Here is a 20,747-nt window from a genome sequence, read left to right on the forward strand (position 1 = left end):
AGTTGCCTGTTAATTCTGAATGTTCTTTATCACGGTGCGCATAAATGCGTCATCGTGGCCCGTGCGGTCATTGGCCAAGTGCGCATAAATGCGCACCCTACGGGTTTGTAGGGGCGGCATTTATGCCGACCGTGTTACCAGGCGCTGGATTATTCCCGCCACGCCGCATCGCGCTGTAGTACCGGTAAACGCTCGCGAGGATGTTTCAACGACGGCAAACAGGCCAGCAACCCGCGTGTATACGGATGCTGCGCCTGCTGCAATTGCCCGGCCTCCAGCAGCTCGACGATACGTCCGGCATACATCACCGCCACGCGATCGCAAAAGTGCGACACCAGCGGCAGATCGTGACTGATCAGGATCAACCCCATACCGCGCGCCGACACCAGATCGTCAATCAACTTAAGGATCTCCGCCTGCACCGTGGCGTCCAGTGCGCTGGTGGGTTCATCCGCAATCAGCAATTCCGGGTCCGGTGCCAGCATCATGGCAATCATCACGCGCTGGCCCATGCCACCAGACACTTCATGCGGGTAGCGTTTCGCCACTGCGGCTGCATCACGAATCTTCACCTGCTCCAGCAGGTCAATCGCCGCCAGCATCGCGGCTTTGCGGCTGCCGCCTTTGTGCTCGCGCCAGGCTTCAGCAATCTGCTGGCCAATGGTCATCACCGGATTGAGCGAATATTTCGGGTCCTGCAGGATAAAGCCGACGCGCTTACCGCGAATCTGGCGCAGCACTTTCTCGCTGGCCCCGCGCAGATCAATACCGTCAAAACGCAGCACATCGGCGTTCACCTCGGCGTTGCCGGGCAGGAGCTGCATCAGGCTGCGAGCGGTCAGGGATTTGCCCGAACCACTCTCGCCAACGATGGCGAACTTCTCGCGGCCGACGCTAAAACTCACGCCGCGTACCGCTTCAAAGGTTTCAGCGCGACTGCGAAACGCAATGCGCAGGTTTTCAATTTCCACCAACATTTAGCGCTCCTTGGGATCCAGCACGTCACGCAGACCGTCGCCGAGAAAGTTAAACGCCAGTGAGGTCAGGAAAATCGCGATACATGGCATCAGCGGCACCCACCATTCGCTGAACAGGAAGCGGCGTGCGGTGGCAATCATCGTGCCCCATTCAGGCGAAGGGGGCTGTGCGCCCATACCAAGGAAGCCCAGGCTGGCAGCAGTGATGATGATGGAGCTCATATCCAGCGTGATGCGCACAATCAGGCTCGGCACACACAACGGCATAATGTGGCGCAGGATAATGCGCATTGGCGAGGCACCGGTCAGCCGGCTGGCAGCGATAAAATCGCTGTGGCGGAATTGCAGGGTCTCTGCACGTGCCAGACGGGCATACGGCGGCCAGGCGGTTAAGGCAATCGCCAGAATCGCACTCTCCACGCCGGGCTTGAGAGCGGCGACAAACGCCAGCGCCAGAATCAAACGCGGAAAGGCGAGGAAGATATCGGTGATACGCATCAAGGCCTTATCGACAATCCCCCCGGCATAACCCGCGATACAACCAATCAGCAGGCCGAGCGGGGCGGTCAACACCACCACCGCGATCACCATGCCCAGCGTGGTGCGTCCGCCGTAGATAATACGCGTCCAGACATCTCGGCCCAGCTCATCGGTGCCGAGCCAGTGAGCCGCAGAGGGTGCGGCTAAGCGGTTATCCAGATGCTGCACACTGGGGTCAAATGGCGTTAACCACGGCGCAAACAGCGCCAGCAGCAGCATCACGGCAATCACCGCTAATCCAGCCATCGCCAGCGGATTACTGCGCAGACTGAGCCACAGGCGATAACGACGGCCCCACACCGCCTGACGGCGATTCGCTGGCGTGTCATCTAACAGCCAGTCACGAGAGAAGAAGATCATTTTACGCGCGGGTCCCAAAGTCGATAAAGAAGGTCAGCCAGCAGGTTGAGCAGCACATACACCGTGCCCACCAGGAGCGTTGCACCCACTACGGGGTTCATGTCGGCGTTCATCAGAGAAGTGGTGAGATACTGGCCGAGGCCGGGCCAGGCGAAGACGTTTTCCGTTACCACCGCACCTTCCAGCAAACCGGCATAGGTCAGCGCCAGCACGGTCACCAGCTGCACGGCCACGGTAGGAAACGCATGTCGCCAAATCACCCGGCGTGAGGACAATCCCTTGGCCCGCGCGGTGATCACGAACTCGCCGCTCAATGCATTGAGCATGAAGGTGCGCGTCATACGCGTGATGTAGGCCATGCTGAAGTAAGCGAGGATTAACACCGGCTGCGCCATATGCGCCAGCGCATCCCAGAAGGCATCGGTCTCACCTGCCAGCAATGAGTCGATGGTGAGGAATCCGGTGACCTGTGGCACCATATCCTGCCAGATGATGTCCTGCCGACCTGGGCCGGGCGCAATGCCCAACACGGCGTAGAACACCAGCAGACTGAGTAATGCCAGCACGAACACCGGCAGCGAGTGTCCCGCCAGACACACCACGCGAATGGTTTGATCCACCCAGGTGCTCTGCCGCACTGCCGCCCACACGCCGAGCGGGATACCGATCAGCGCCGCGATAATGATCGCGGCCGTGGCCAGCTCCATGGTGGCGGGGAAGAAGCGCGCAATATCGGTGGTGACCGGGTTCGACGTCAGAATCGATCTCCCCAAATCGCCATGTAACAGCTGGTTGAGGTAATGGCCAAACTGGATGTAGAGGGGCTGATCCAGCCCCATTTCCACCCGCACGCGATCCACTACCGACTGCGGTGCGTTATCACCCACCGCCGCCAGCACCGGATCGGTGGGCATCACGCGACCAATAAAGAAGGTCAGTACCGACAAACCAAACAGCGTCAGCACCAGGCTTCCCAGAGTGCTGACGATTTTTTTCAGTAATGGCATCAGGCTTTTTTCACCTGATCATACGGCCACTGCTCCAGCACGGTCATGTGTACATCTTTGATGTTCTTGCCGCAGGCGACGTTTTTGGTCTTCTGCATCATAAAGATAAACGGACTCTTCTCGCGGCCTAACTGCTGAATCTGCTGATAGAGCGCGATGCGCTTAGCCGGATCTGGCTCGTGCAGCGCCTGTTCTGTCAGCTTATTAAACTCTTCATCAGACCAGCTGCAGCGCCATGCCAGGGTGCGCGCACGGGCGTTGTCGCTGTTATCGGTATTGACGCAGAAAGCTTCGGTGTTGGAGTTAGGATCGAAATAGTCGGCACCCCACACGGTGAGCGCCAATTGATGCTGACGGGCACGCATTTTGGTCAACACCTGACGGTTCTCGGCGGCAATCAGCGACACTTTGATGCCAATCGCACCCAGCTGCGTCTGAATGGCCTGGGCAATATCCGGGTAAGGCTGCATGGAGTAGTGGTCGAGGGTGATCTCGAAGCCATTCGGATAACCCGCTTCCGCCAGTAGTGACTTGGCTTTCGCCACATCTTTGTGGAATGGCGTGTCGTCCAGCGCGGCGGGGAAGCCACTCGGCAGGAAACTTTGATGGGTGATAAAGCTCATCGACAGAATGTTTTTCTGGATGCTGTCGTAGTCCAGCGCCCATTTTAGCGCCTGCCACACCTGAGGTTTTTTCAGGTATTCGTTATTGGTGTTGCACGACATCAGCATGATGGCCGACAGCGATTGATTCACCAGGGACACGCTGCTGTCGTTTTTCAGCGGTAAAAGTTGTTCAGTGGTGAGGTCATAGGCGGCATCGACATCGCCTTTCTTCACCATCAACGCCTGCGCGGCAGGGTCAGCAATGTGTTTCAGGATCACGCGCTTAATCATGCTCTGCGCGGCATATTGCGGGCTCAGCTCCAGAATCACCGTTTCACTGGCTTTCCAAGTGCGCAGGGTGAAAGCACCCGAACCGGCGCTGTGCTGCTTCAGCCAGGCATTACCAAAGTCATTGTTCTGCTGATTCGCTTCACAGGCTTTTTTCGACACGATGCTGCCCACAGTGGCGGACAGGCAATACAGCAGGAAGGTTTCTGCTGCCGGCGCGCCAAGTTTCATTTCTACGGTATGGGCATCTTTCGCCGTCACCATCTGGGTGACGTTGTCTTTGGTGAAGCCAAATTGGTTGATGATAAAGGCCGGGCTTTTATCCAGTTTAACGATACGTTCAATCGAATAGGCGACGTCTTCTGCCGTCAGTGGCGTACCGTCGGCGAATTTTGCCGCTGGATCGAGGTGGAAGGTGTAAGTGCCGTTATCGCTGCTCACATCCCAGCTTTTGGCCAGTTGGCCGACAATTTTTTCCGCATGTTGTGGATCCGGCATCACCAGCTTTTGGTACATGTTGCCGCAAATCTGACCGCCAGTGGCTTCGAAGCTTTCATGGGGGTCGAGGCTGGTGATGTTGTCGAGCTGCATGGCCATTACCAACATGCTGGGCGGGGTATCGGCAAACGCGGTGTTGAGGCTGAGATAGGAAAAAGCAGGTACGGCTGCGCATCCTGCGAGAAAACGTCTTCTGGTTACCATGACAACTCCAAGTTATTGATTATTAAAATTAAATTATTTTATTTTGCTGTTTTATGTCTTGACTTTCCCCGTGTGCAGGGGGATTAATAATGGGATTAAGTCATTTGTTTCACGCTTGAATGCTTGCCTCTTTTTGGTGCAACCTGCCCCGCTAATTGGCAGCGCTTGCGCTTTCTCCCGAACCTGGAACCGATACAACATGTCTGACACGCTTAACCTCGACATACCGGTCTTTGACGGTCACAACGATGTGCTCAATAAACTGTGGCAGCACCATCAGCCTGATGCGGTGCAGGCATTTCTGCAGGGCACCGGCCGTGGCCAAATGGATCTTCCCCGTATCCGCCAAGGAAATATGGTAGGTGGGATTTTTGCCACCTGGGTGCCATCACATCCTTTGATTGCAAGAAGTGCGCCAGACCTCTCAGATTTTCCTCAGGAAATTATTGGCGCTGCGCGTGAGGCGACTTTTTCGATGCTGGCGCTGCTGCTGCGTATTGAGCAGGCTTCTGCAGGGCAGGTGAAAATTTGCCGCAGCGCGCGCGACATTCGCGACTGCATGGCGAAAGGCGTGCTGGCGGTGGTGATGCATGTGGAAGGGGCCGAAGCGCTCGATACTCATGGTGAGCTGCTGGATATTCTCTATGCCAGCGGCTTACGTACCCTGGGGCCACTGTGGAGCCGTCCGAATCAGTTTGGTGATGGCGTGCCGTTCCTTTACCCCTCATCACCGGATATCGGCAACGGTCTGACGGCAGCGGGCAAGCAATTGGTGCGCGACTGTAACCGCCGCCGCATCATGGTTGATCTGTCGCACATGGATGAAAAAGGCTTCTGGCATACCGCGGAAATCAGTGATGCACCGCTGGTGGCGAGCCACTCCAATGCCCATGTAATTAGCGCTCAATCGCGCAACCTCACCGATCGCCAGCTGGCGGCGATCAAAGAAACCCACGGCTTTGTTGGTGTCAACTTCGCGGTGCCATTCCTGCGGGAAGATGGCGACCGTCATGCGCCGACCACCGTTGATGCCATCGTGCAGCACGTGGAATATCTGCTGGAAAAAGTGGGCGAAGATGGCGTGGGCTTTGGCTCCGATCTGGATGGCGCGACCATGCCGGGGGATATGAAAGATGTCGCCGGTTTCCCGTTGATCGTCAACGCATTGGCGGCACGCGGTTATTCGCGTGAGCTGCTGGAAAAAATCTGCCACGGCAACTGGCTGCGAGTGCTCGAAGCCACCTGGGGCGAATAATCATGCGGCTGCGTCATATTGAGGTGTTTCAGGCGATTGTGCAGACCGGCAGCATCAGTGCGGCGGCGCGATTGCTGAATGTGTCGCAGCCAAATGTCAGCCGGGTGCTGAATCATGCCGAACAGCAACTCGGTTTCGCGCTGTTTGAGCGGCGGGCGCAAGGGATGATTGTTACCGCAGAAGGGCGGCGTTTGTTACCGGAAGTGGAAGATCTCTACCAGCGTTTGCAGTCGATTACCCAGCTAACCGAGCAGCTGCGACGCGGCGAGGGACAAATTGTTCGCGTGGGTGCGGCACATGCTTTTGGTCAGATGGTGTTAGCCCCGGCGCTGGTGAACTGGCGTCAACAAGCGGCGTCGGTGAGCGTGGAGTTAGTGACTGAGCACTTCAGTACGCTGTGCCAGATGATCATGGATAATCAGCTCGATTTTGCACTGGTGTTTGGTCAGCAGGTGGATGCCGATTTGCTCGCGGAGCCGCTGTTTCAATCCTCAATGGTGGCGTTATTGCCGCAGCACCACACACATAACGCCCCCGCCACGCTGGAGTGGCTGTGCGCCAATAACCTGTTGATGATGCAGAACCATGACCCGCTGGGCCGCGTGCTGCATCGCGCCCTGCGTGATAAAGGTCTGGACCCGGCGGTGTCACTGTCGATTAAAACCTACTCGGTGATTGCGGATATGGTGCTGGCGGGCGGCGGTGTCGGCGTGGTGGATCTGTTCACCGCCTGCCGCTATGCCGACCAACTGAAATTACTGCCAGTGGCACAGCCGCTGCCGTTTGAAGTGATGCTGATCAGCCGCCGCGATCAGCCGCAATCGCAGTCAACGTTGCAGTTAAAGCAGGTGATTCGCAATAAGTTATGGGAAATTGCACGTCAGTGTGAAACGCGGTTTTTTACCAGGTCGGCATAAATGCCGACCCTACGAAATCACGTGAGATCGCTGTAGGGTGCGCATTAATGCGCACCTGGATTACACCCCATCCGTAATCGGTTTACGCACTAACACCAAATACGCCAGCGCACCCACCACCGCCACACCGGCACAGATCATCAGCGCCAGGCTAAACGACTTCGTGGTATCCAGCACCCAACCGGTGATCACCGGGGCGAACGAGGCGAAGACAAAGCTGGCGAAGTTCTGGATGCTGCCTACTGAAGCCGTCATACGCGCGGTGACGTTGGCGTGAATCAAGCCCCAGCACGATGTCCCGGCAAAGTGGATACAGAACAGGGCCATACCGATCAAGGTAACGGCGCTGGTGGTATCTGTGGCGCGGGTCACGAAGGTCGTGAAGGCCGCAGACAGCAGCATGCCGCTGACAATCGACACCTTACGCACTTTCACCGCATCCATGCCGCGACGCACCAGTGCATCCACCACATAGCCATTCAACAGCATGCCAGCTGCACCAAACAGGAATGGAATCGCCGCCAGCAAACCGGTGCTTTTCAGGTCCAGATGATAAGTGGATTGCAGATAACCCGGCAGCCAGGCAATGTACAGCCAAGCGGTGTAGTTAATGCCGCTGAAGCCAATCATCATGCCCCACATGGTGCGCTGCTTAAACAGGCCTCGCCACTCGGCAAAGCTCAGTGGCTCTTTGCGTGAAGCCACGCTGCCTGCCTGCAAATAATGAATCTCTTCAGCGCTCAGCTTGCTGTTATCGCGGTTGCGATACATCAGATACCAGCCGATGGCGAGGAACATGCCGAGCACGCCGATGGTGACGAACATGCCGCGCCAGCCCATGACCAGCATCATGGCGGCCAGAATCGGAGGCGCAACGGATAAGCCGATCATCGAGGCGGCGTTAAACATGCCCATCGGCATACCGCGATCTTTGATGTTGAACCAGTCGTTGATCACTTTAACGCCGCACGGGTTCATCGGCGCTTCACCGATACCGAGCCCGATACGCACCAGCACAAACTGGGTGAAGTTATGCACCAGACCGGCCGCCGCCTGGAACAGTGACCAGATAAACATCCCCAGTGCCAACATGATGCGTGGCCCTTTGCGATCAAGCAGTGCACCACAGGGCAGCTGCGCTAAACCGTAAGCCAGCGAAAAGGCTGACAGCAGCACGCCAATCTCGGTGGCTGACAGCCCCAGTTCACCCCGGATGGTCATATTTGCCACCGACAGCGAGCTGCGGTCGAGATAGTTAATGATGGCGGCAAACAGCAGCAGCAACATCGCCGTCACCTGAATCTTTTTAATGCGCGGTGAGCGCACCACGTCACTGCGCGCCGGGACAAAATCTTGTCCGTCGGCGACGGGTGCGGGTGCGGTATCACGACCACGTGCGGATGTATTTTCCATTGCAACCTCCCAGGTATGGGGTCTTATCGTTATCAACTGTTGGGATCCTGCGGCAGCGAAACGGTGCTGCCACAATGGATTGCTTTGGAGACTAGAAGTAAACCGATCGGGATGTTGCGAGGATGTTTCAGATTCGTGCGGGCGCTTATGCTTTGTGGTTTTTAATCGGTTTTTAATTGTACTGACGAATACAGCGGATCATCGATGACTTCGCCGTGCCGAGATGGTTATGTAAGGCGCATAACGCCTCCACATCCCGGCGGCTGATCAAGGCTGTCAGAATCGCCATATGCTCCTCCAGTGCCACAATATTCCGCTGCTTCAAATCGGTCTCATCCCATTGATAATGCGAATGAAAAATCACCGATATAATCTCCAGTGACTGATTGAAAAACGGGTTGTTAGCGGCGGAAAGAATCAGCGTGTGCATCTCCTTATCCAGTGCAGCAAAGTGGCGATAGTTGCTGGCAATGGTGTCGCGCATCGCCCGGTGGCGATCTAGCAGGTCACGTGCCTGAATCCAGCGCTCATCTTCTGAAGGCAGATTAAGAAAGCGCGTCAGGGCATGGGTTTCCAGCATCTCACGCAGCTCGAACAGGTTTTCGGCGTAAGTCTGATCAAACTTTTTCATGCGCCAGTGCCCGCGTTTAACGGGTTCCAGCAGATCGTAACGCATAAAGCGCAGCAGAAATTCGCGCACCACCACCGGGCTGGCTTTCACCTGCTGTGCCAGCTGCAACTCGCTAAAGCTGTCGCCGGGCATCAGCTGGCGCTGGTTTATCAGGTTAAAAAACGTCTGCTCGAACTGCAGCGCCTGCTGATCGATCGGCGGGCTGAGGGCGCTAAAACCATCGTCTTCGCTGGGATCGCGTACGATAACGTAGGTCTCTTCGACTTTATCCAGTACGCCACGCTCATGCAGATGTTGCAGGGTGTGGCGCACGGTGGTGCGGCTGATATTAAACATTTCAGCCAGCGCTGCTTGCGGTGGCAATGGAGAACGGATGTGACGTTTGGCGATGCCCTCCAGCATTTGATTAATGACATTCTGGCGCAAATTTTGGCTTCGACTCATCGTGTTCTCCGGTTTTTTATTTATTAAAAACCACACAAAGCCCAAAAAAATGGCGCTGCTTCACACTTCCGCAGGTGCAAAAAGCGGTTATCGCCGATTTTCGCCATAACTGCGACATCAGCACAGGAGAAGCCCATGACAACAATGAAAACCCTGGTGGTTGCCGAGCCGCGCAACATGGTGTGGCAGCAGCGTGAGAAACCTACGCCCGCCGCGCACGAGATTTTGATTAAACCCATCGCCGCCGGTATTTGTGGTACCGATATCCACGCCTGGGCGGGAAATCAGCCGTTCTTCAGCTACCCACGCGTGTTGGGTCATGAACTCTGTGGTGAAGTGGTTGAACTGGGCAACCGGGCAAACGGCTTTAAGGTGGGGCAGCGTGTGGCGCTAATTCCCTATGTGTCATGCCAGCAATGCGATGCCTGCCTGAGCGGAAAAACCAACTGCTGCGAAAATATCTCGGTGATTGGTGTGCACCAGGACGGCGGCTTCTGTGAGTTTCTCAGTGTGCCGGCCAGTAATCTGCTGGCCGCGGATGAGGTGGAGCCGGAAGCGGCGGCATTGATTGAACCCTTTGCCATCAGCGCCCATGCGGTGCGCCGCGCAGCGGTAGCAGCGGATGAGCAGGTGCTGGTGGTAGGTGCTGGGCCAATCGGTTTGGGCGTCGCGGCGATTGCAGCGGCGGCGGGCGCGCAGGTGGTGGTCGCAGATACCAGTGAACCGCGCCGTCAGCATGTGGCGCAAAAACTGGGGTTAGCGACGATCAATCCCCTGGCCGAGGATTTTGACGCGGCTTTGCGGGCAGAGTTTGGCGGGCGACTGGCGGCGAAAGTGATTGATGCCACCGGCAGCCCGGCAGCGATGAACGGTGCGGTGAAGTTGATTCGTCACGGTGGCACCATCGTGTTTGTTGGCTTGCACAAAGGCGATCTGGTGATCCCGGATATTGAGTTTCATAAACGCGAAGCCAGCGTATTGGGCAGTCGCAACGCCACCCATGAAGATTTCGCTAAAGTCGGCGAACTGATGGCTTCTGGGCAGTTACGTGCCGATATCATGCTAAATCGCCATTACAATTTTTCGACCCTGGCGGAAACCTTCGAGTCTGAAGTGATTAACAATCGCGAGCTGATTAAGGGTGTGATTCAATTCGCACGCTGAGATTGGGCGTATCGGGGTTACAGCCTGCTACTTTTGTCAATGAGATAACGCCAGCCAGGGCCGCTTTGGGTCCGGCGGTCCTCGCGCCGCTCACGCGGTGCCTTCACTTCTCTCGTCAGCCTGACGGACCGACGCAGACGGGACATTCCCTGTCCCGGCTGCGCCTTTCGCCCGCATCCATGCTGGCTCTCCTGGCCTCCTCATTCCGTTCAGCGCTGCGGATTGCCGGACCCAAAGCGGCCCCAGCTTGCTTCGTAGCTAAGGTGCGGAGTGGTAAGGGCGTTGTGAGGTTGCATCTATTCTGCACCCTACATTTGCAGTGCCGCAAAAAAGTGTTCCCGTACCGCTTCGGCATCCACGCCGAGGCACAAGCGCTGTGGGCGGAGTCCGGCAAACGGATCTTCACGCGAGGCGAGGGCGCTCAGGCGTCGTACTGTTTGACCGCGGCTAATGCCTTCGGTCACCACCCGCACTGGCGCTTCTGTCACCGTAAAAGCCTGCGGCAATGCCAGCCATGACAGCGTCAAGGTGTCATGCAGCGCCATCCCCTCAAAGCCCTCTTTTTGCAAGCTGTAAGCCAGATACGGACGGCAAATCGCGCTCAGCACTGGCTGATTTAACTGCCGCACTTCCTCTCCGGTGATCAACACCTTATGGGTAACATCCAGCGGCAGCACCACCACCGGTAGCGCCGAGGCCAGTACCTGATCGGCAGCATGCGGATCTTTCCAGATATTGAACTCGGCGAAGGGCGATACATTGCCGGAGTGGCCGTCGGTGCCGAATGCACCGCCCATGATCACCAACTCCTTCACCAGCGGGATAATATCGGGCGCCTGGTTGATGGCACTGGCGATATTGGTCAGCGGCCCAATCGCCACAATCGTGATGGCATACGGCTGCGCACGCACGCTGTCGATAATGAACTGCACCGCGCTGGGGGCCTCTTCGCTGTGCGGATTGTCGAAGGCATCACCCAGTCCATCGATGCCGTGCAGCGTGGCGGGCGCAGAGGGGGCCAGTGCCAGCGGACGCGAACAGCCGCGATACACCGGCGCATCAATGCCCATCTTCTGGCAAAACAGGCGGGCATTTTTCACCGCCTGGCCAACCGCCACATTGCCAAACACTGTGGTAATCCCCAGCAACTGCTGAGTTTTCGCCGCGTAGGCCAGTGCAAAGGCATCGTCCACACCGATGTCCGTGTCAAAAATCAGGGTACGCATTGGGATCTCCTCTCTCATGATGGCTCCACGTTAAAACATAATCGTGTGCAAAGGTAAGCCAATCGTTGCCCGATATTGTCACCCCCGCTGTGCCAGCGTATTATCATGCCGCTAAGGTGATGGCGTGCCACCTTCCCCAACCGCCGTTCTGGAAACAGACGGCTGATGACGCATGACAACACTCATTCCCTGCGCGGGAGACGGCGGTGTGTCAGGCGTTTTTCTGTCCTGCCGCGGCCCTGCGCGTAACTCATTTCAGGAGCTCCAAAAGTATGTTGAAGTCGTTACTGGCTGTTGTGCTCGGTGGTGCCGTGGGCTGTTCGCTGCGCTGGCTGATCTCGCTACGTTTTAATGCGCTGTTCCCTAATCTGCCGCCGGGCACTTTGATGGTAAACCTGGTGGGCGGCTTTATCATTGGCGCGGCGCTGGCCTTTTTTGTGCGTAACCCGCACATCGATCCCTTCTGGAAGTTACTGATTGTCACCGGCCTGTGCGGCGGCTTAACCACGTTCTCCACCTTCTCAGCCGAAATTGTCGGCCTGCTGCAAACCGGAAAATACCTCTGGGCGATGTCGAGCGTCATGGTGCATGTTATCGGTTCACTGCTGATGACTTTTGCCGGTTTTGCCGTGGTCAATTTGTTGGGATAAAACCCCGGCGCATCACGGGCTTGAAATAACTCCTAAGAGGTAGATACTGGTCGGTGTTCTGTTTGCGTGACAAGCAGAACCTGTCACCGATTTATCCGGACGATTAGGGAGCCCGTTGATGCGAAGTAACCCCAAATTCCTTAACCTGGTGTTGTTAAACGGTGAACCTGAACAAAAGCTGCGTGCCGCGCGTGCAGCGGGTTTCGAGCAGGTTGAGATCTGGCGGGAAGACGTTGAGGCCAATACAGCGCCGCTGGCGCAACAGTTAGCTCTCGGCTTCACCAATCTGCAGGTGCTGCGCGATTTCACCGGTGCGCCGGATCATCTGCGACTGCAGAAGCGCGAGGAAATGCGGCAGTTCATCCAGATTGCGCAGGCGATTGGCTGCAACACGCTGCAGGCACCTGCCACCACTCGCACAGACTGCGTGGCCGAACGTATCGATGAAGATTTGCGCTGGATGGCATCCGAAGCCGCACGCTACAGCATGCGCATCATGTATGAGCCGATGGCGTGGTGCAGCGTCGACAATACGCTGCCGCTGGCATGGGAACGTTTGCAGCGACTGGATCAGCCGAATATCGGGCTGGTGGTCGATCTGTTCCACATCTGTGCGTTAGGCGGCGATGCCTCACAGCTGGATGGCATACCCGCCGATCGGATTTACGAGGTGCAACTGTGCGATATGGCGGAGATGCCGCCGCAAGAGCCGGGTGCGCTCAGTGACTATGCGCGCCACCAGCGTTTACTGCCCGGCGACGGCATCATTGAAGTCGAACGCTTTATCGATAAGCTAAAAAGTGGCGGCTACAGTGGGCCGGTAGGCATTGAAGTGTTCAACGATGCATTAAAAGCGCAGCCGCCGGAAGTGGCTGCGCAACAAGCCTGGCAGGCACTAAACCGCTACTGGCCTTAGTCCTGCAGGCACTGAGCGATAAAGGTCGCGGCCTGCATGGCACCCTGTGAAGAAATGGTATGCCCGGTGGTGGCTTCATAACGCGCTTCGACCGCCAAACCCGCTGCCTGCAGACGCTGCGCGGCGGATTCAGTCTCGCTGTAGGGAATCACGCCATCTGCTTTGCCGTGAATCAGCAGTGCTGGGGTATGGGTTTGTGGGGTTAATGTACCGTCAAAAGAGAGGCGGCCTGAAAACGCCACCACGCCTGCTAATGGGTAGCGTCCCGATGCCAGCGCATCCAGCGCCATAATCGAGCCCTGCGAAAAGCCCACCAGAATCACTTTATCCCACGCATCAGCCATCCCGTGCTGCGCCATCAACTGCTGTAACGTCGCATCAAAGGTCGCACGCGCTTCGCGTACGCGCGCCGGACGGTTTTCTGTCGTGATCCCCGTCAGGCTAAACCACTGGTAACCCATTGCATGTTCAAACGGAAAGGGCGCATTCGGCGAGGCAAAAGCCACATCCGGCAGCAGACTGGACCAATGCTGACCCAGCACCGCCAGATCGTCGCCATTACTGCCGACACCGTGTAAAAAAATCACTAATGCTTTTGCCATGCCACTGCTCCTTAAAAACCGTAATCCGCCATATCGGGGCCAACCGGCACAATGCCGTTTGGATTCAACGCTTTGATTGAGTAATAGCCCTGTTTGATATGGTCGATGTTAACTGTCTGACGCACACCCGAGACCGCTAGCATACTCTTCAGATAACGATCGAGCAGCGGATAGTCGCGCAGGCGGCGCAGGTTACATTTGAACAGGCCGTGATAGGCCACGTCAAAGCGGATCAGCGTGACAAACAGACGAATATCCGCCTCGGTCAGGCGCTCGCCCAGCAGGAAGGTGCGACCGTCCTGCAAGCGCTGCTCCAGTTCATCGAGTTGGCTGAATACGTCATTGAACGCCTGCTGATAGCTTACCTGGGTGGTGGCAAACCCGGTACGATAGACGCCATTGTTCAGACGGGGATAGACCGATTCGTTGATCGCGTCGATCTCGGCACGCAGATCCTCGGGATAAAGATCGAGGCTATTGTTCGCCAGATCGCCAAATCCACTGTTCAGCATGCGCAAGATATCTGCTGACTCGTTGTTCACTATAGTCTGCGTCTTTTTATCCCACAGCACCGGGACGGTGGCGCGACCGGTAAAGTTGGCATCTGCGCGGGTATACAATTCGTGAATGTATTCGGCCTTATTCAGCCAGTCGCGGTCGGAACCGGGATAGTCGCCGAAGTGCCAGCCCTGTGCGCCCAACTGCGGTTCCACCACCGATACGCTGATGACATCCTCCAGTCCCTTCAGACTGCGCGCCACCAAGGTGCGGGAAGCCCACGGGCAAATCAGCGCCACATACAGATGATAGCGATCCGGCTCGGCTGCAAATTCGCTGGAGCCGTCTGCGGTGATCCAGTGGCGAAAACTGGACGTCTGACGGACAAAACCGCCTTGTTTATCGGTGGCTTGTACCGGATGCCACTCTGCGCTCCACTTACCATTTACCAACATCGCTCTGCTCCTCTGTGGTGATAGAGTCAGCATATCGCGCTGCTGGTTGGGTGATAATCCGGGCAAAATGACAATCATTGCTTCCAAATTGGAAGGAATCAGCCGGGTGGTTGCTGCTGGAAATGTTCGGCGAGGAAATCAATCAGCAAGCGGGTCTTTTGCGCCAGATGGCGGGCGGGCGGATAGAGGGCAAACAGGCCCAGCGGTGGCGTGGCAAAGTTTTCCAGTAGCGAGACGATTTCACCCCGCTGTAGCGCAGGCGCGGCGATAAAACCGGGCAAACGCGCGATGCCCAAACCAGCAATCGCCGCCTGCAAACAGGCTTCGGTATTAGAAAAACATAAACGGCCGCGAATTGGCATGCTGACGCTATCGCCGCAGGGTGTGACAAACGGCCAGTGCCAGGGATCGCGAAAATTGGTGTCGCTGATACATTGATGAGCGGCCAGATCGCGCCAGTGCTGTGGCGTGCCTTGTTGCAGCAAGTAGGCTGGCGATGCCGCCACGCGAATCGGCACATCACCCAGACGGCGCGCAATCAGGCTGCTGTCATCCAGCTTGCCAATGCGAATCGCCATGTCGAAGCCTTCATCCACGATGTTGACTGCACGATCGGAGAAATTAACGTCCAGTTCAATCAACGGATAGTGGCGAGCGAAAGCCACTAACACGCTGGCGAGCACCGCCGTACCGAAAGTGCCAGGTGCGCTGATTTTCAGGCGGCCGGTGGGGGTGGTGGCGTTTTCACGTACCGTGGCATCCAGCGTATCGAAGGCTTCCAGCAGGGTTTTCACCCGTTCGTAATAGGCCCGACCCACTTCCGTGGGCGACAGTGCACGCGTGCTGCGTTTAAACAGCTGCACCCCCAGCTCCTGCTCTAGCCGTGACACCAGCTTTGAAGCCTGACCGCTACTGGTGCCAAGACGCTCAGCGGCGCCAGCAAAACTGCCCACTTCCAGCACCGCGACAAACATGCGGTCACAATCGAGACGATCCATGGCGGTTCCAGTAAAGGGAAAAGGGTGAGTATACGTGATTGATTGAAATTTCTGTGGTTACGTGCGCTGATTAAAGCGGTCGCCATAAATGGCGACCCTACATTTGTAGGGTGCGCATTCATGCGCACCTGGTTAAAGGCCGCAGGAACTTTAATCGTATCTGATCCATTAGGCATTCAGTGCGCCGCCTCTTTTCCCCTGCCGCAAAACCTGTTGAACTAGGCTTTCGCCTCAAGCTGGCCGGGAGCCATCAATGTCTTTGCTTCACCTGTCATCGCTGGCGGAGATTTCCGCTCTCGAATGGGATGCGCTGTTACCTGACGATCAACCCTTTCTACGCCACGCCTTTCTGCTCACTCTGGAAGAGAGTGGTTGCGTGCGGCCAGAAAATGGCTGGCAGCCCGATCACCTGCTGTGGCGTGAAAATGGCACGCTCAGCGCCGCACTACCGGGCTATCGAAAACGCAATTCTCAGGGCGAGTATGTGTTCGACCACGCCTGGGCGGATGCTTGCCACCGTGCGGGCATTCAGTATTACCCGAAATGGCTGGGCGCGATTCCCTTCAGCCCGGTGACCGGTGCCCGTTTGTTGGGGGATCATACTGCCATTACCCAACTGCTGGCGGCATTGCCTGACCATTTACAGCAGCACAGCCTGAGCGGCGCGCATATCAACTTCACCACGCCGTTCGCCAACGATGTTATGGCGCAGCAACCCGACTGGCTGGCACGCCTTGGCATTCAGTATCACTGGCACAACAAAGGCTACCGGGATTTTCAGGATTTCCTCGACACCCTGATGTCGCGCAAGCGTAAACAGCTGCGTAAAGAGCGTGAACAGGTGGCGAGCAGCGGCTTTGAATTTCATTGGTATCGCGGTGATGAGCTGAGCGAAGATCAGTGGGATTTCGTCTACACCTGTTATGCCAACACCTACGCGGTGCGCGGGCAGCGTCCCTATCTGACGCGCCAGTTCTTCAGTTTGCTGGCCGAACGTATGCCGCGATCGATACGGGTGACCATCGCCAGCGTGCAGGGCCAGCCGGCCGCCATGGCCTTTTATCTGGTGGATGGTAATACGCTCTACGGGCGCTACTGGGGCTGTCTGGCGGAGTTTGACCGCCTGCACTTTGAAACCTGCTTCTATCAGGGCATGGATTTCGCCATTGCCGAAGGGTTGCAGCGCTTTGATGCCGGTGCACAAGGTGAGCACAAACTGGTGCGCGGCTTCGAACCGCAAATTACCCACTCATGGCACTACCTGTGCCATCCGGGATTGCGTGCAGCGGTGGAGGAATATCTGGTGCAGGAGCGGGCAGGGATGCGCGCCTGGGCGATTGAAGCGCGCGATGCCCTGCCGTATCGACGTGGCGATTAATCCGCGCCGACAAAACCACCGGTCTGATGCTGCCACAAACGCGCGTACAAGCCGCCGTGTGCCAGCAGCTCGCGGTGGTTGCCCATCTCGACAATTTCACCTTTCTCCAGCACCACCAGGCGATCCATTTTGGCGATAGTGGAAAGACGGTGCGCGATGGCAATCACCGTTTTGCCCTGCATCAGGGTTTCCAGGCTCTCCTGAATCGCTGCTTCCACTTCGGAATCCAATGCTGACGTGGCCTCATCCATGATTAGAATCGGCGCATCTTTCAGCAGCACGCGGGCGATAGCAATACGCTGACGCTGCCCACCAGACAATTTCACCCCGCGCTCACCGACATGCGCATCCAGCCCGGTACGGCCTTGTGGATCGGACAGCAGCGGAATGAACTCATCAGCGCGGGCGCGAATAATCGCCGCTTGCAGCTCATCCTCAGTGGCATCCGGGCGCCCGTACAGTAGGTTTTCACGAATCGAACGGTGCAGCAGCGAGGTGTCTTGGGTGATCATACCAATCTGCCCGCGTAGGCTCTCTTGTGTCACCTCGGCGATGTTCTGGTCATCTATCAGGATGCGCCCGCCGTTGATGTCATAGAGACGCAGCAGTAGGTTGACCATCGTGGATTTACCGGCACCGGACGGCCCGATCAAACCGATTTTCTCGCCGGGTTTGATGGTGAGATTGAGGCGATTGATCACCTGGCGACTGCCACCGTAATCAAAGCGCACATCTTCAAAACGAATCTGGCCGCGCGTAACCTGCATCTCCTTCGCCTGCGGCTCATCCTGGACGCTCAGCGGCTGGGCGATGGTGTTCAAACCATCTTGCACCATACCGATGTTTTCGAAGATGCCGTTCACCACCCACATGATCCAGCCTGACATATTCACCAGGCGGATAACCAACCCGGTAGCCAGCGCAATGGCCCCCACGCTGATCAGTGACTGGCTCCACAACCACAATGCCAGGGCTGAGGTGCTGACAATCAGCAGGCCGTTCAGTGTCGACAGCGTGATATCCATGGTGGTGACCATGCGGCTGGCGTGCTGGGTTTTGTCGGTCTGCTCCTGAATCGCTTCACGCGCATAGCGCTTCTCCAGATCGTTGTGGGCAAATAATTTGATGGTGGCGATATTGGTGTAGCCATCCACAATGGTGCCCATCAGTTTCGAGCGCGCCTCGGAAGAGACCACGGAACGCTGCTTCACGCGCGGCACAAAGAAGCTCAGCGACACGCTATAAGCGACGATCCAGATAATCAGCGGAATCATTAAGCGCCAGTCGGCTTCTGCGAACAGCACCAGCGAGGTCACGGCGTAAATCACCACATGCCAGATGGCATCCACTAACTGCACCGCGGAATCGCGTAGTGAGTTGCCGGTTTGCATGATGCGTTGGGCGATGCGCCCGGCGAAGTCATTCTGGAAGAAGTTCAGGCTCTGGCGCAGCACGTAGTTGTGATGCTGCCAACGGATCATGCTGGTCATGCTTGGGTTAATGCTTTGGTGCACCAGCATATCGTGCAAGGCGATGATCACTGGCCGTAAGATTAGGGCGACAAAGCCCATCCACAGCAGCACCGGCCAGTTATCGGTAAAAAGGGTGGCGGGTGTGGAGTGATTCACCAGGTCGATAATACGGCTGAGATAGCTAAACAGCGCCACTTCAATCAGCGCCTGCGCCAGCCCGACAATCAGCAGGGCGACAAAGCTTGGCCACACCTGACGCAGGTAGTAGAGATAGAACGGCCATACGCTGGCGGGTGGAGAATCGGTTGGTGCATCCTGGAAAATATTGATAAAACGTTCAAAACGACGATACAACATAAAGTCACTCTTTCCGTTTGGTGAGAGTTAACAGCTTAGTGCAACTAAATAGGGATTACCGACATGGATCTGATCATTCGCGGTCGCGAACCGGCCGATGCTGCCGCTTATCAACGCCTTTACAGCCACCCTGAGGTGTACAGCTGGACCACACAGCTGCCGTTTCCCAGCGTGCAGACGTGGCAGAAGAAATTCGAGAATATGGATGCACTGGGTTGTATCGGCTTTGTGGCTGAGCTGGATGGGCAGATGGTGGGTGAACTGACGCTGTTTGTGGAACAACGTCCACGTACGCGCCATAGCATCAGCTTCGGCATCAGCGTTGATCCCGCCTTTGGTGGGCGTGGGATTGGCGAGAAACTGATCCGCAACGCCATTGATTATGCGTTCAACTGGCTGGGCGTGAAGCGCATTGAGCTGGAAGCCTTTCACGATAATGCGCGTGCGATACGGCTCTATCAGCGCCTGGGTTTTGAGCATGAGGGCGTGAAGCGTAAAGCCTGCCTGCGTAACGGCGAATATCACGACATCGTGATGATGGCGAAACTGCGAGAGTAAATGAGGGGCGGTCTTGGAAACGGTGCGCATAAATGCGCACCCAACAGGGGTTATCGGGTCGCCATTGATGGCGACCGCGAAACAGTTACTGACTTTTCTCAACGTACTTCTGCATATTCTCTTTGGTCACCAGCTCGAACGGGATCCACACGTGTGAATCAATCTTCTCGCCTTTAATCAGCTTCTGCGCCGCATCCACGGACGCTTTGCCCTGACCGACGGCATCCTGGAACACCGTGACCTGCATTTTGCCTTGTGCCATCGCTTTCAGGCCATCCGGCGTGGCATCAATCCCGCCCACCAGCACCTTTTTGTTGTTTTTCGCCAGCGCCATGGCAGCCCCGATCGCCATCTCGTCGTTGTTGGCGGCGACAATATCAATCGCTTCGCCGTTGCCGAGCCAGTTGTTCATCAGGTCCATGCCTTCGTTACGCGCATAGTTGGCAGGCTGCTTCTGCACCACTTTCATCCCCGGATATTTTGCCACCACCTGTTCTACATCCTTGGTGCGTTGCAGTGCGCCGGCATCGGTCAGGTTGCCGATCATGATCGCCACGTTGCCTTTGTAATTGGCCATTTTCGCCAGCGCTTCCATCTGTAAAGTGCCGGACTCGCGTTCGTCAGAACCGACAAACACCACACCTGCGGGCAAGGTTTTATCGCCTGGCGTGCGGTTGACATACACCAGCGGAATCTTCGCCTGCTGCGCCAGCTTGGTCAGTTGTGGGGTGCTGGCGGAATCAACCGGATCGACAATGATGGCATCCACACCCGCGCCGATAAAACTTTGTACCTGATCGGTCTGGCGACCGACATCACCGCGTGCATCTTCAAACTGCACATCGAGTCCGCGCGCTTTAGCTTCTTTATCAATGGAGTGGCGAATAATGGTTAAAAAGTTCTGATCGAAGTAAGCCATTGACACGCCAATTTTTTCTGCCAGCGCAGAGGCTGAACTGGACAGCAGGCCAAGCAACAGTATTGCCTTGAGGGTTTTCATCGCGGACTCCAGGGTAAGCTTGTTATTAGAATGAATATTCCAATGAAAAGTAAAATGGATCATTGAAATCAATTTCAGCCTACGAGGCGGCCAGCATGCTGACAATCGACATGAATGGATTTTGCTGTGCAGCGCACACTTTGCTCACGGGTGCATCACGATTTGCAGGCTCATAGTTATGTTGCGAAGTTTTTTCTCAGGGCTGGCGCACATTCCAGAGCAAAAGCATCAGGTTATTTGGGAATCTGTGCAGCGCCGCACCTCGTGTTGTGGCAGATGCCAAAACTCAGGTGAAATCAACCTGTGGATTCCTCCATTCGCACAATGACCAGCT

Annotated in this window: 19 protein-coding genes and 1 riboswitch; of the genes, 7 read left to right on the plus strand and 12 right to left on the minus strand. The window is 56.5% G+C overall.

Annotation, left to right across the window (positions count from 1 at the left end; all coding sequences use genetic code 11):
* Positions 1 to 149: 149 nt before the first annotated feature.
* The 4 genes from PSSD_RS07000 to PSSD_RS07015 are packed head-to-tail and all read right to left on the minus strand — an operon-like array spanning position 150 to position 4,479.
* Entirely contained in the window at positions 150 to 977 is an 828-nt protein-coding gene (locus PSSD_RS07000) for an ABC transporter ATP-binding protein (protein ID WP_058970156.1), read from the minus strand.
* Positions 978 to 1,877, minus strand: a complete 900-nt coding sequence (locus tag PSSD_RS07005) for an ABC transporter permease (protein WP_058970158.1) — start codon at positions 1,875 to 1,877, stop codon at positions 978 to 980.
* Complete coding sequence (locus PSSD_RS07010; RefSeq protein WP_058970160.1) at positions 1,874 to 2,884, minus strand: ABC transporter permease; 1,011 nt, start codon at positions 2,882 to 2,884, stop codon at positions 1,874 to 1,876. Before PSSD_RS07010 ends, PSSD_RS07005 begins: the two co-directional genes overlap by 4 nt.
* The gene (locus PSSD_RS07015; RefSeq protein WP_058970162.1) at positions 2,884 to 4,479 is read right to left on the minus strand and encodes an ABC transporter substrate-binding protein; all 1,596 of its coding nucleotides are present in this window, start codon (positions 4,477 to 4,479) and stop codon (positions 2,884 to 2,886) included. Before PSSD_RS07015 ends, PSSD_RS07010 begins: the two co-directional genes overlap by 1 nt.
* 199 nt (positions 4,480 to 4,678) lie before the next feature.
* On the opposite strand from PSSD_RS07015, the gene PSSD_RS07020 reads away from it, so the two are divergent.
* Both PSSD_RS07020 and PSSD_RS07025 read left to right on the plus strand, forming a co-directional pair.
* Complete coding sequence (locus PSSD_RS07020; RefSeq protein WP_058970164.1) at positions 4,679 to 5,734, plus strand: dipeptidase; 1,056 nt, start codon at positions 4,679 to 4,681, stop codon at positions 5,732 to 5,734.
* 2 nt (positions 5,735 to 5,736) lie between these two features.
* Positions 5,737 to 6,651: a LysR family transcriptional regulator gene (locus PSSD_RS07025; RefSeq protein WP_039333333.1), complete on the plus strand. Its 915-nt coding sequence runs from the start codon at positions 5,737 to 5,739 to the stop codon at positions 6,649 to 6,651.
* A 60-nt stretch (positions 6,652 to 6,711) separates the two neighbouring features.
* On the opposite strand, the gene PSSD_RS07030 is transcribed toward PSSD_RS07025, so the two are convergent.
* Both PSSD_RS07030 and PSSD_RS07035 read right to left on the minus strand, forming a co-directional pair.
* Complete coding sequence (locus PSSD_RS07030; RefSeq protein WP_039333331.1) at positions 6,712 to 8,064, minus strand: MFS transporter; 1,353 nt, start codon at positions 8,062 to 8,064, stop codon at positions 6,712 to 6,714.
* 172 nt (positions 8,065 to 8,236) lie between these two features.
* The gene (locus tag PSSD_RS07035) at positions 8,237 to 9,139 is read right to left on the minus strand and encodes a GntR family transcriptional regulator (protein WP_039333329.1); all 903 of its coding nucleotides are present in this window, start codon (positions 9,137 to 9,139) and stop codon (positions 8,237 to 8,239) included.
* Positions 9,140 to 9,274: 135 nt separating this feature from the next.
* Between PSSD_RS07035 and PSSD_RS07040 the strand changes: the two genes are divergently transcribed.
* Positions 9,275 to 10,303: a zinc-binding alcohol dehydrogenase family protein gene (locus PSSD_RS07040; RefSeq protein WP_058970166.1), complete on the plus strand. Its 1,029-nt coding sequence runs from the start codon at positions 9,275 to 9,277 to the stop codon at positions 10,301 to 10,303.
* A 308-nt stretch (positions 10,304 to 10,611) separates the two neighbouring features.
* On the opposite strand, the gene PSSD_RS07045 is transcribed toward PSSD_RS07040, so the two are convergent.
* Entirely contained in the window at positions 10,612 to 11,529 is a 918-nt protein-coding gene (locus PSSD_RS07045; RefSeq protein ID WP_058970168.1) for a nucleoside hydrolase, read from the minus strand.
* Positions 11,530 to 11,635: 106 nt separating this feature from the next.
* A riboswitch (Fluoride riboswitch) is annotated at positions 11,636 to 11,711 on the plus strand.
* Positions 11,712 to 11,801: 90 nt separating this feature from the next.
* Between PSSD_RS07045 and crcB the strand changes: the two genes are divergently transcribed.
* Entirely contained in the window at positions 11,802 to 12,179 is a 378-nt protein-coding gene (gene crcB, locus PSSD_RS07050; RefSeq protein ID WP_039333080.1) for a fluoride efflux transporter CrcB, read from the plus strand.
* A 118-nt stretch (positions 12,180 to 12,297) separates the two neighbouring features.
* A complete protein-coding gene (locus tag PSSD_RS07055; protein ID WP_058970170.1) occupies positions 12,298 to 13,095 on the plus strand; it encodes a sugar phosphate isomerase/epimerase family protein in 798 nt (265 codons plus the stop codon).
* On the opposite strand, the gene PSSD_RS07060 is transcribed toward PSSD_RS07055, so the two are convergent.
* From PSSD_RS07060 to PSSD_RS07070, 3 genes are all read right to left on the minus strand, one after another.
* Positions 13,092 to 13,697 carry an alpha/beta hydrolase gene (locus PSSD_RS07060; protein ID WP_058970172.1) on the minus strand — a complete coding sequence of 202 codons (606 nt, stop codon included), beginning with the start codon at positions 13,695 to 13,697 and terminating at the stop codon, positions 13,092 to 13,094. The genes PSSD_RS07055 and PSSD_RS07060 overlap by 4 nt on opposite strands.
* Positions 13,698 to 13,708: 11 nt before the next feature.
* The gene (locus PSSD_RS07065) at positions 13,709 to 14,650 is read right to left on the minus strand and encodes a glutathione S-transferase family protein (RefSeq protein WP_058970174.1); all 942 of its coding nucleotides are present in this window, start codon (positions 14,648 to 14,650) and stop codon (positions 13,709 to 13,711) included.
* A gap of 98 nt (positions 14,651 to 14,748) precedes the next feature.
* Positions 14,749 to 15,648 carry a LysR family transcriptional regulator gene (locus PSSD_RS07070; RefSeq protein WP_039333088.1) on the minus strand — a complete coding sequence of 300 codons (900 nt, stop codon included), beginning with the start codon at positions 15,646 to 15,648 and terminating at the stop codon, positions 14,749 to 14,751.
* 253 nt (positions 15,649 to 15,901) lie between these two features.
* On the opposite strand from PSSD_RS07070, the gene PSSD_RS07075 reads away from it, so the two are divergent.
* Positions 15,902 to 17,026: a GNAT family N-acetyltransferase gene (locus PSSD_RS07075; protein WP_058970176.1), complete on the plus strand. Its 1,125-nt coding sequence runs from the start codon at positions 15,902 to 15,904 to the stop codon at positions 17,024 to 17,026.
* Here PSSD_RS07075 and PSSD_RS07080 read toward each other — a convergent pair.
* Positions 17,023 to 18,855, minus strand: a complete 1,833-nt coding sequence (locus PSSD_RS07080) for an ABC transporter ATP-binding protein (protein ID WP_058970177.1) — start codon at positions 18,853 to 18,855, stop codon at positions 17,023 to 17,025. The genes PSSD_RS07075 and PSSD_RS07080 overlap by 4 nt on opposite strands.
* 63 nt (positions 18,856 to 18,918) lie before the next feature.
* Here PSSD_RS07080 and PSSD_RS07085 point away from each other — a divergent pair, with 63 nt between their 5' ends.
* The gene (locus tag PSSD_RS07085; protein WP_058970179.1) at positions 18,919 to 19,413 is read left to right on the plus strand and encodes a GNAT family N-acetyltransferase; all 495 of its coding nucleotides are present in this window, start codon (positions 18,919 to 18,921) and stop codon (positions 19,411 to 19,413) included.
* An 85-nt stretch (positions 19,414 to 19,498) separates the two neighbouring features.
* On the opposite strand, the gene PSSD_RS07090 is transcribed toward PSSD_RS07085, so the two are convergent.
* A complete protein-coding gene (locus PSSD_RS07090; protein WP_058970181.1) occupies positions 19,499 to 20,413 on the minus strand; it encodes a sugar ABC transporter substrate-binding protein in 915 nt (304 codons plus the stop codon).
* Positions 20,414 to 20,747: the final 334 nt, after the last annotated feature.

Source organism: Type-D symbiont of Plautia stali, assembly GCF_001485335.1.
GTDB classification, from domain to species: Bacteria; Pseudomonadota; Gammaproteobacteria; order Enterobacterales; family Enterobacteriaceae; genus Pantoea; species Pantoea vagans_C.

What these genes read in the sequence shown, in the direction of transcription:
- PSSD_RS07000 (WP_058970156.1), bottom strand. Translation starts at nt 977, where the DNA reads ATGTTGGTGGAAATTGAAAACCTGCGCATTGCGTTTCGCAGTCGCGCT.
- PSSD_RS07005 (WP_058970158.1), bottom strand. Translation starts at nt 1,877, where the DNA reads ATGATCTTCTTCTCTCGTGACTGGCTGTTAGATGACACGCCAGCGAAT.
- PSSD_RS07010 (WP_058970160.1), bottom strand. Translation starts at nt 2,884, where the DNA reads ATGCCATTACTGAAAAAAATCGTCAGCACTCTGGGAAGCCTGGTGCTG.
- PSSD_RS07015 (WP_058970162.1), bottom strand. Translation starts at nt 4,479, where the DNA reads ATGGTAACCAGAAGACGTTTTCTCGCAGGATGCGCAGCCGTACCTGCT.
- PSSD_RS07020 (WP_058970164.1), top strand. Translation starts at nt 4,679, where the DNA reads ATGTCTGACACGCTTAACCTCGACATACCGGTCTTTGACGGTCACAAC.
- PSSD_RS07025 (WP_039333333.1), top strand. Translation starts at nt 5,737, where the DNA reads ATGCGGCTGCGTCATATTGAGGTGTTTCAGGCGATTGTGCAGACCGGC.
- PSSD_RS07030 (WP_039333331.1), bottom strand. Translation starts at nt 8,064, where the DNA reads ATGGAAAATACATCCGCACGTGGTCGTGATACCGCACCCGCACCCGTC.
- PSSD_RS07035 (WP_039333329.1), bottom strand. Translation starts at nt 9,139, where the DNA reads ATGAGTCGAAGCCAAAATTTGCGCCAGAATGTCATTAATCAAATGCTG.
- PSSD_RS07040 (WP_058970166.1), top strand. Translation starts at nt 9,275, where the DNA reads ATGACAACAATGAAAACCCTGGTGGTTGCCGAGCCGCGCAACATGGTG.
- PSSD_RS07045 (WP_058970168.1), bottom strand. Translation starts at nt 11,529, where the DNA reads ATGCGTACCCTGATTTTTGACACGGACATCGGTGTGGACGATGCCTTT.
- crcB (WP_039333080.1), top strand. Translation starts at nt 11,802, where the DNA reads ATGTTGAAGTCGTTACTGGCTGTTGTGCTCGGTGGTGCCGTGGGCTGT.
- PSSD_RS07055 (WP_058970170.1), top strand. Translation starts at nt 12,298, where the DNA reads ATGCGAAGTAACCCCAAATTCCTTAACCTGGTGTTGTTAAACGGTGAA.
- PSSD_RS07060 (WP_058970172.1), bottom strand. Translation starts at nt 13,697, where the DNA reads ATGGCAAAAGCATTAGTGATTTTTTTACACGGTGTCGGCAGTAATGGC.
- PSSD_RS07065 (WP_058970174.1), bottom strand. Translation starts at nt 14,650, where the DNA reads ATGTTGGTAAATGGTAAGTGGAGCGCAGAGTGGCATCCGGTACAAGCC.
- PSSD_RS07070 (WP_039333088.1), bottom strand. Translation starts at nt 15,648, where the DNA reads ATGGATCGTCTCGATTGTGACCGCATGTTTGTCGCGGTGCTGGAAGTG.
- PSSD_RS07075 (WP_058970176.1), top strand. Translation starts at nt 15,902, where the DNA reads ATGTCTTTGCTTCACCTGTCATCGCTGGCGGAGATTTCCGCTCTCGAA.
- PSSD_RS07080 (WP_058970177.1), bottom strand. Translation starts at nt 18,855, where the DNA reads ATGTTGTATCGTCGTTTTGAACGTTTTATCAATATTTTCCAGGATGCA.
- PSSD_RS07085 (WP_058970179.1), top strand. Translation starts at nt 18,919, where the DNA reads ATGGATCTGATCATTCGCGGTCGCGAACCGGCCGATGCTGCCGCTTAT.
- PSSD_RS07090 (WP_058970181.1), bottom strand. Translation starts at nt 20,413, where the DNA reads ATGAAAACCCTCAAGGCAATACTGTTGCTTGGCCTGCTGTCCAGTTCA.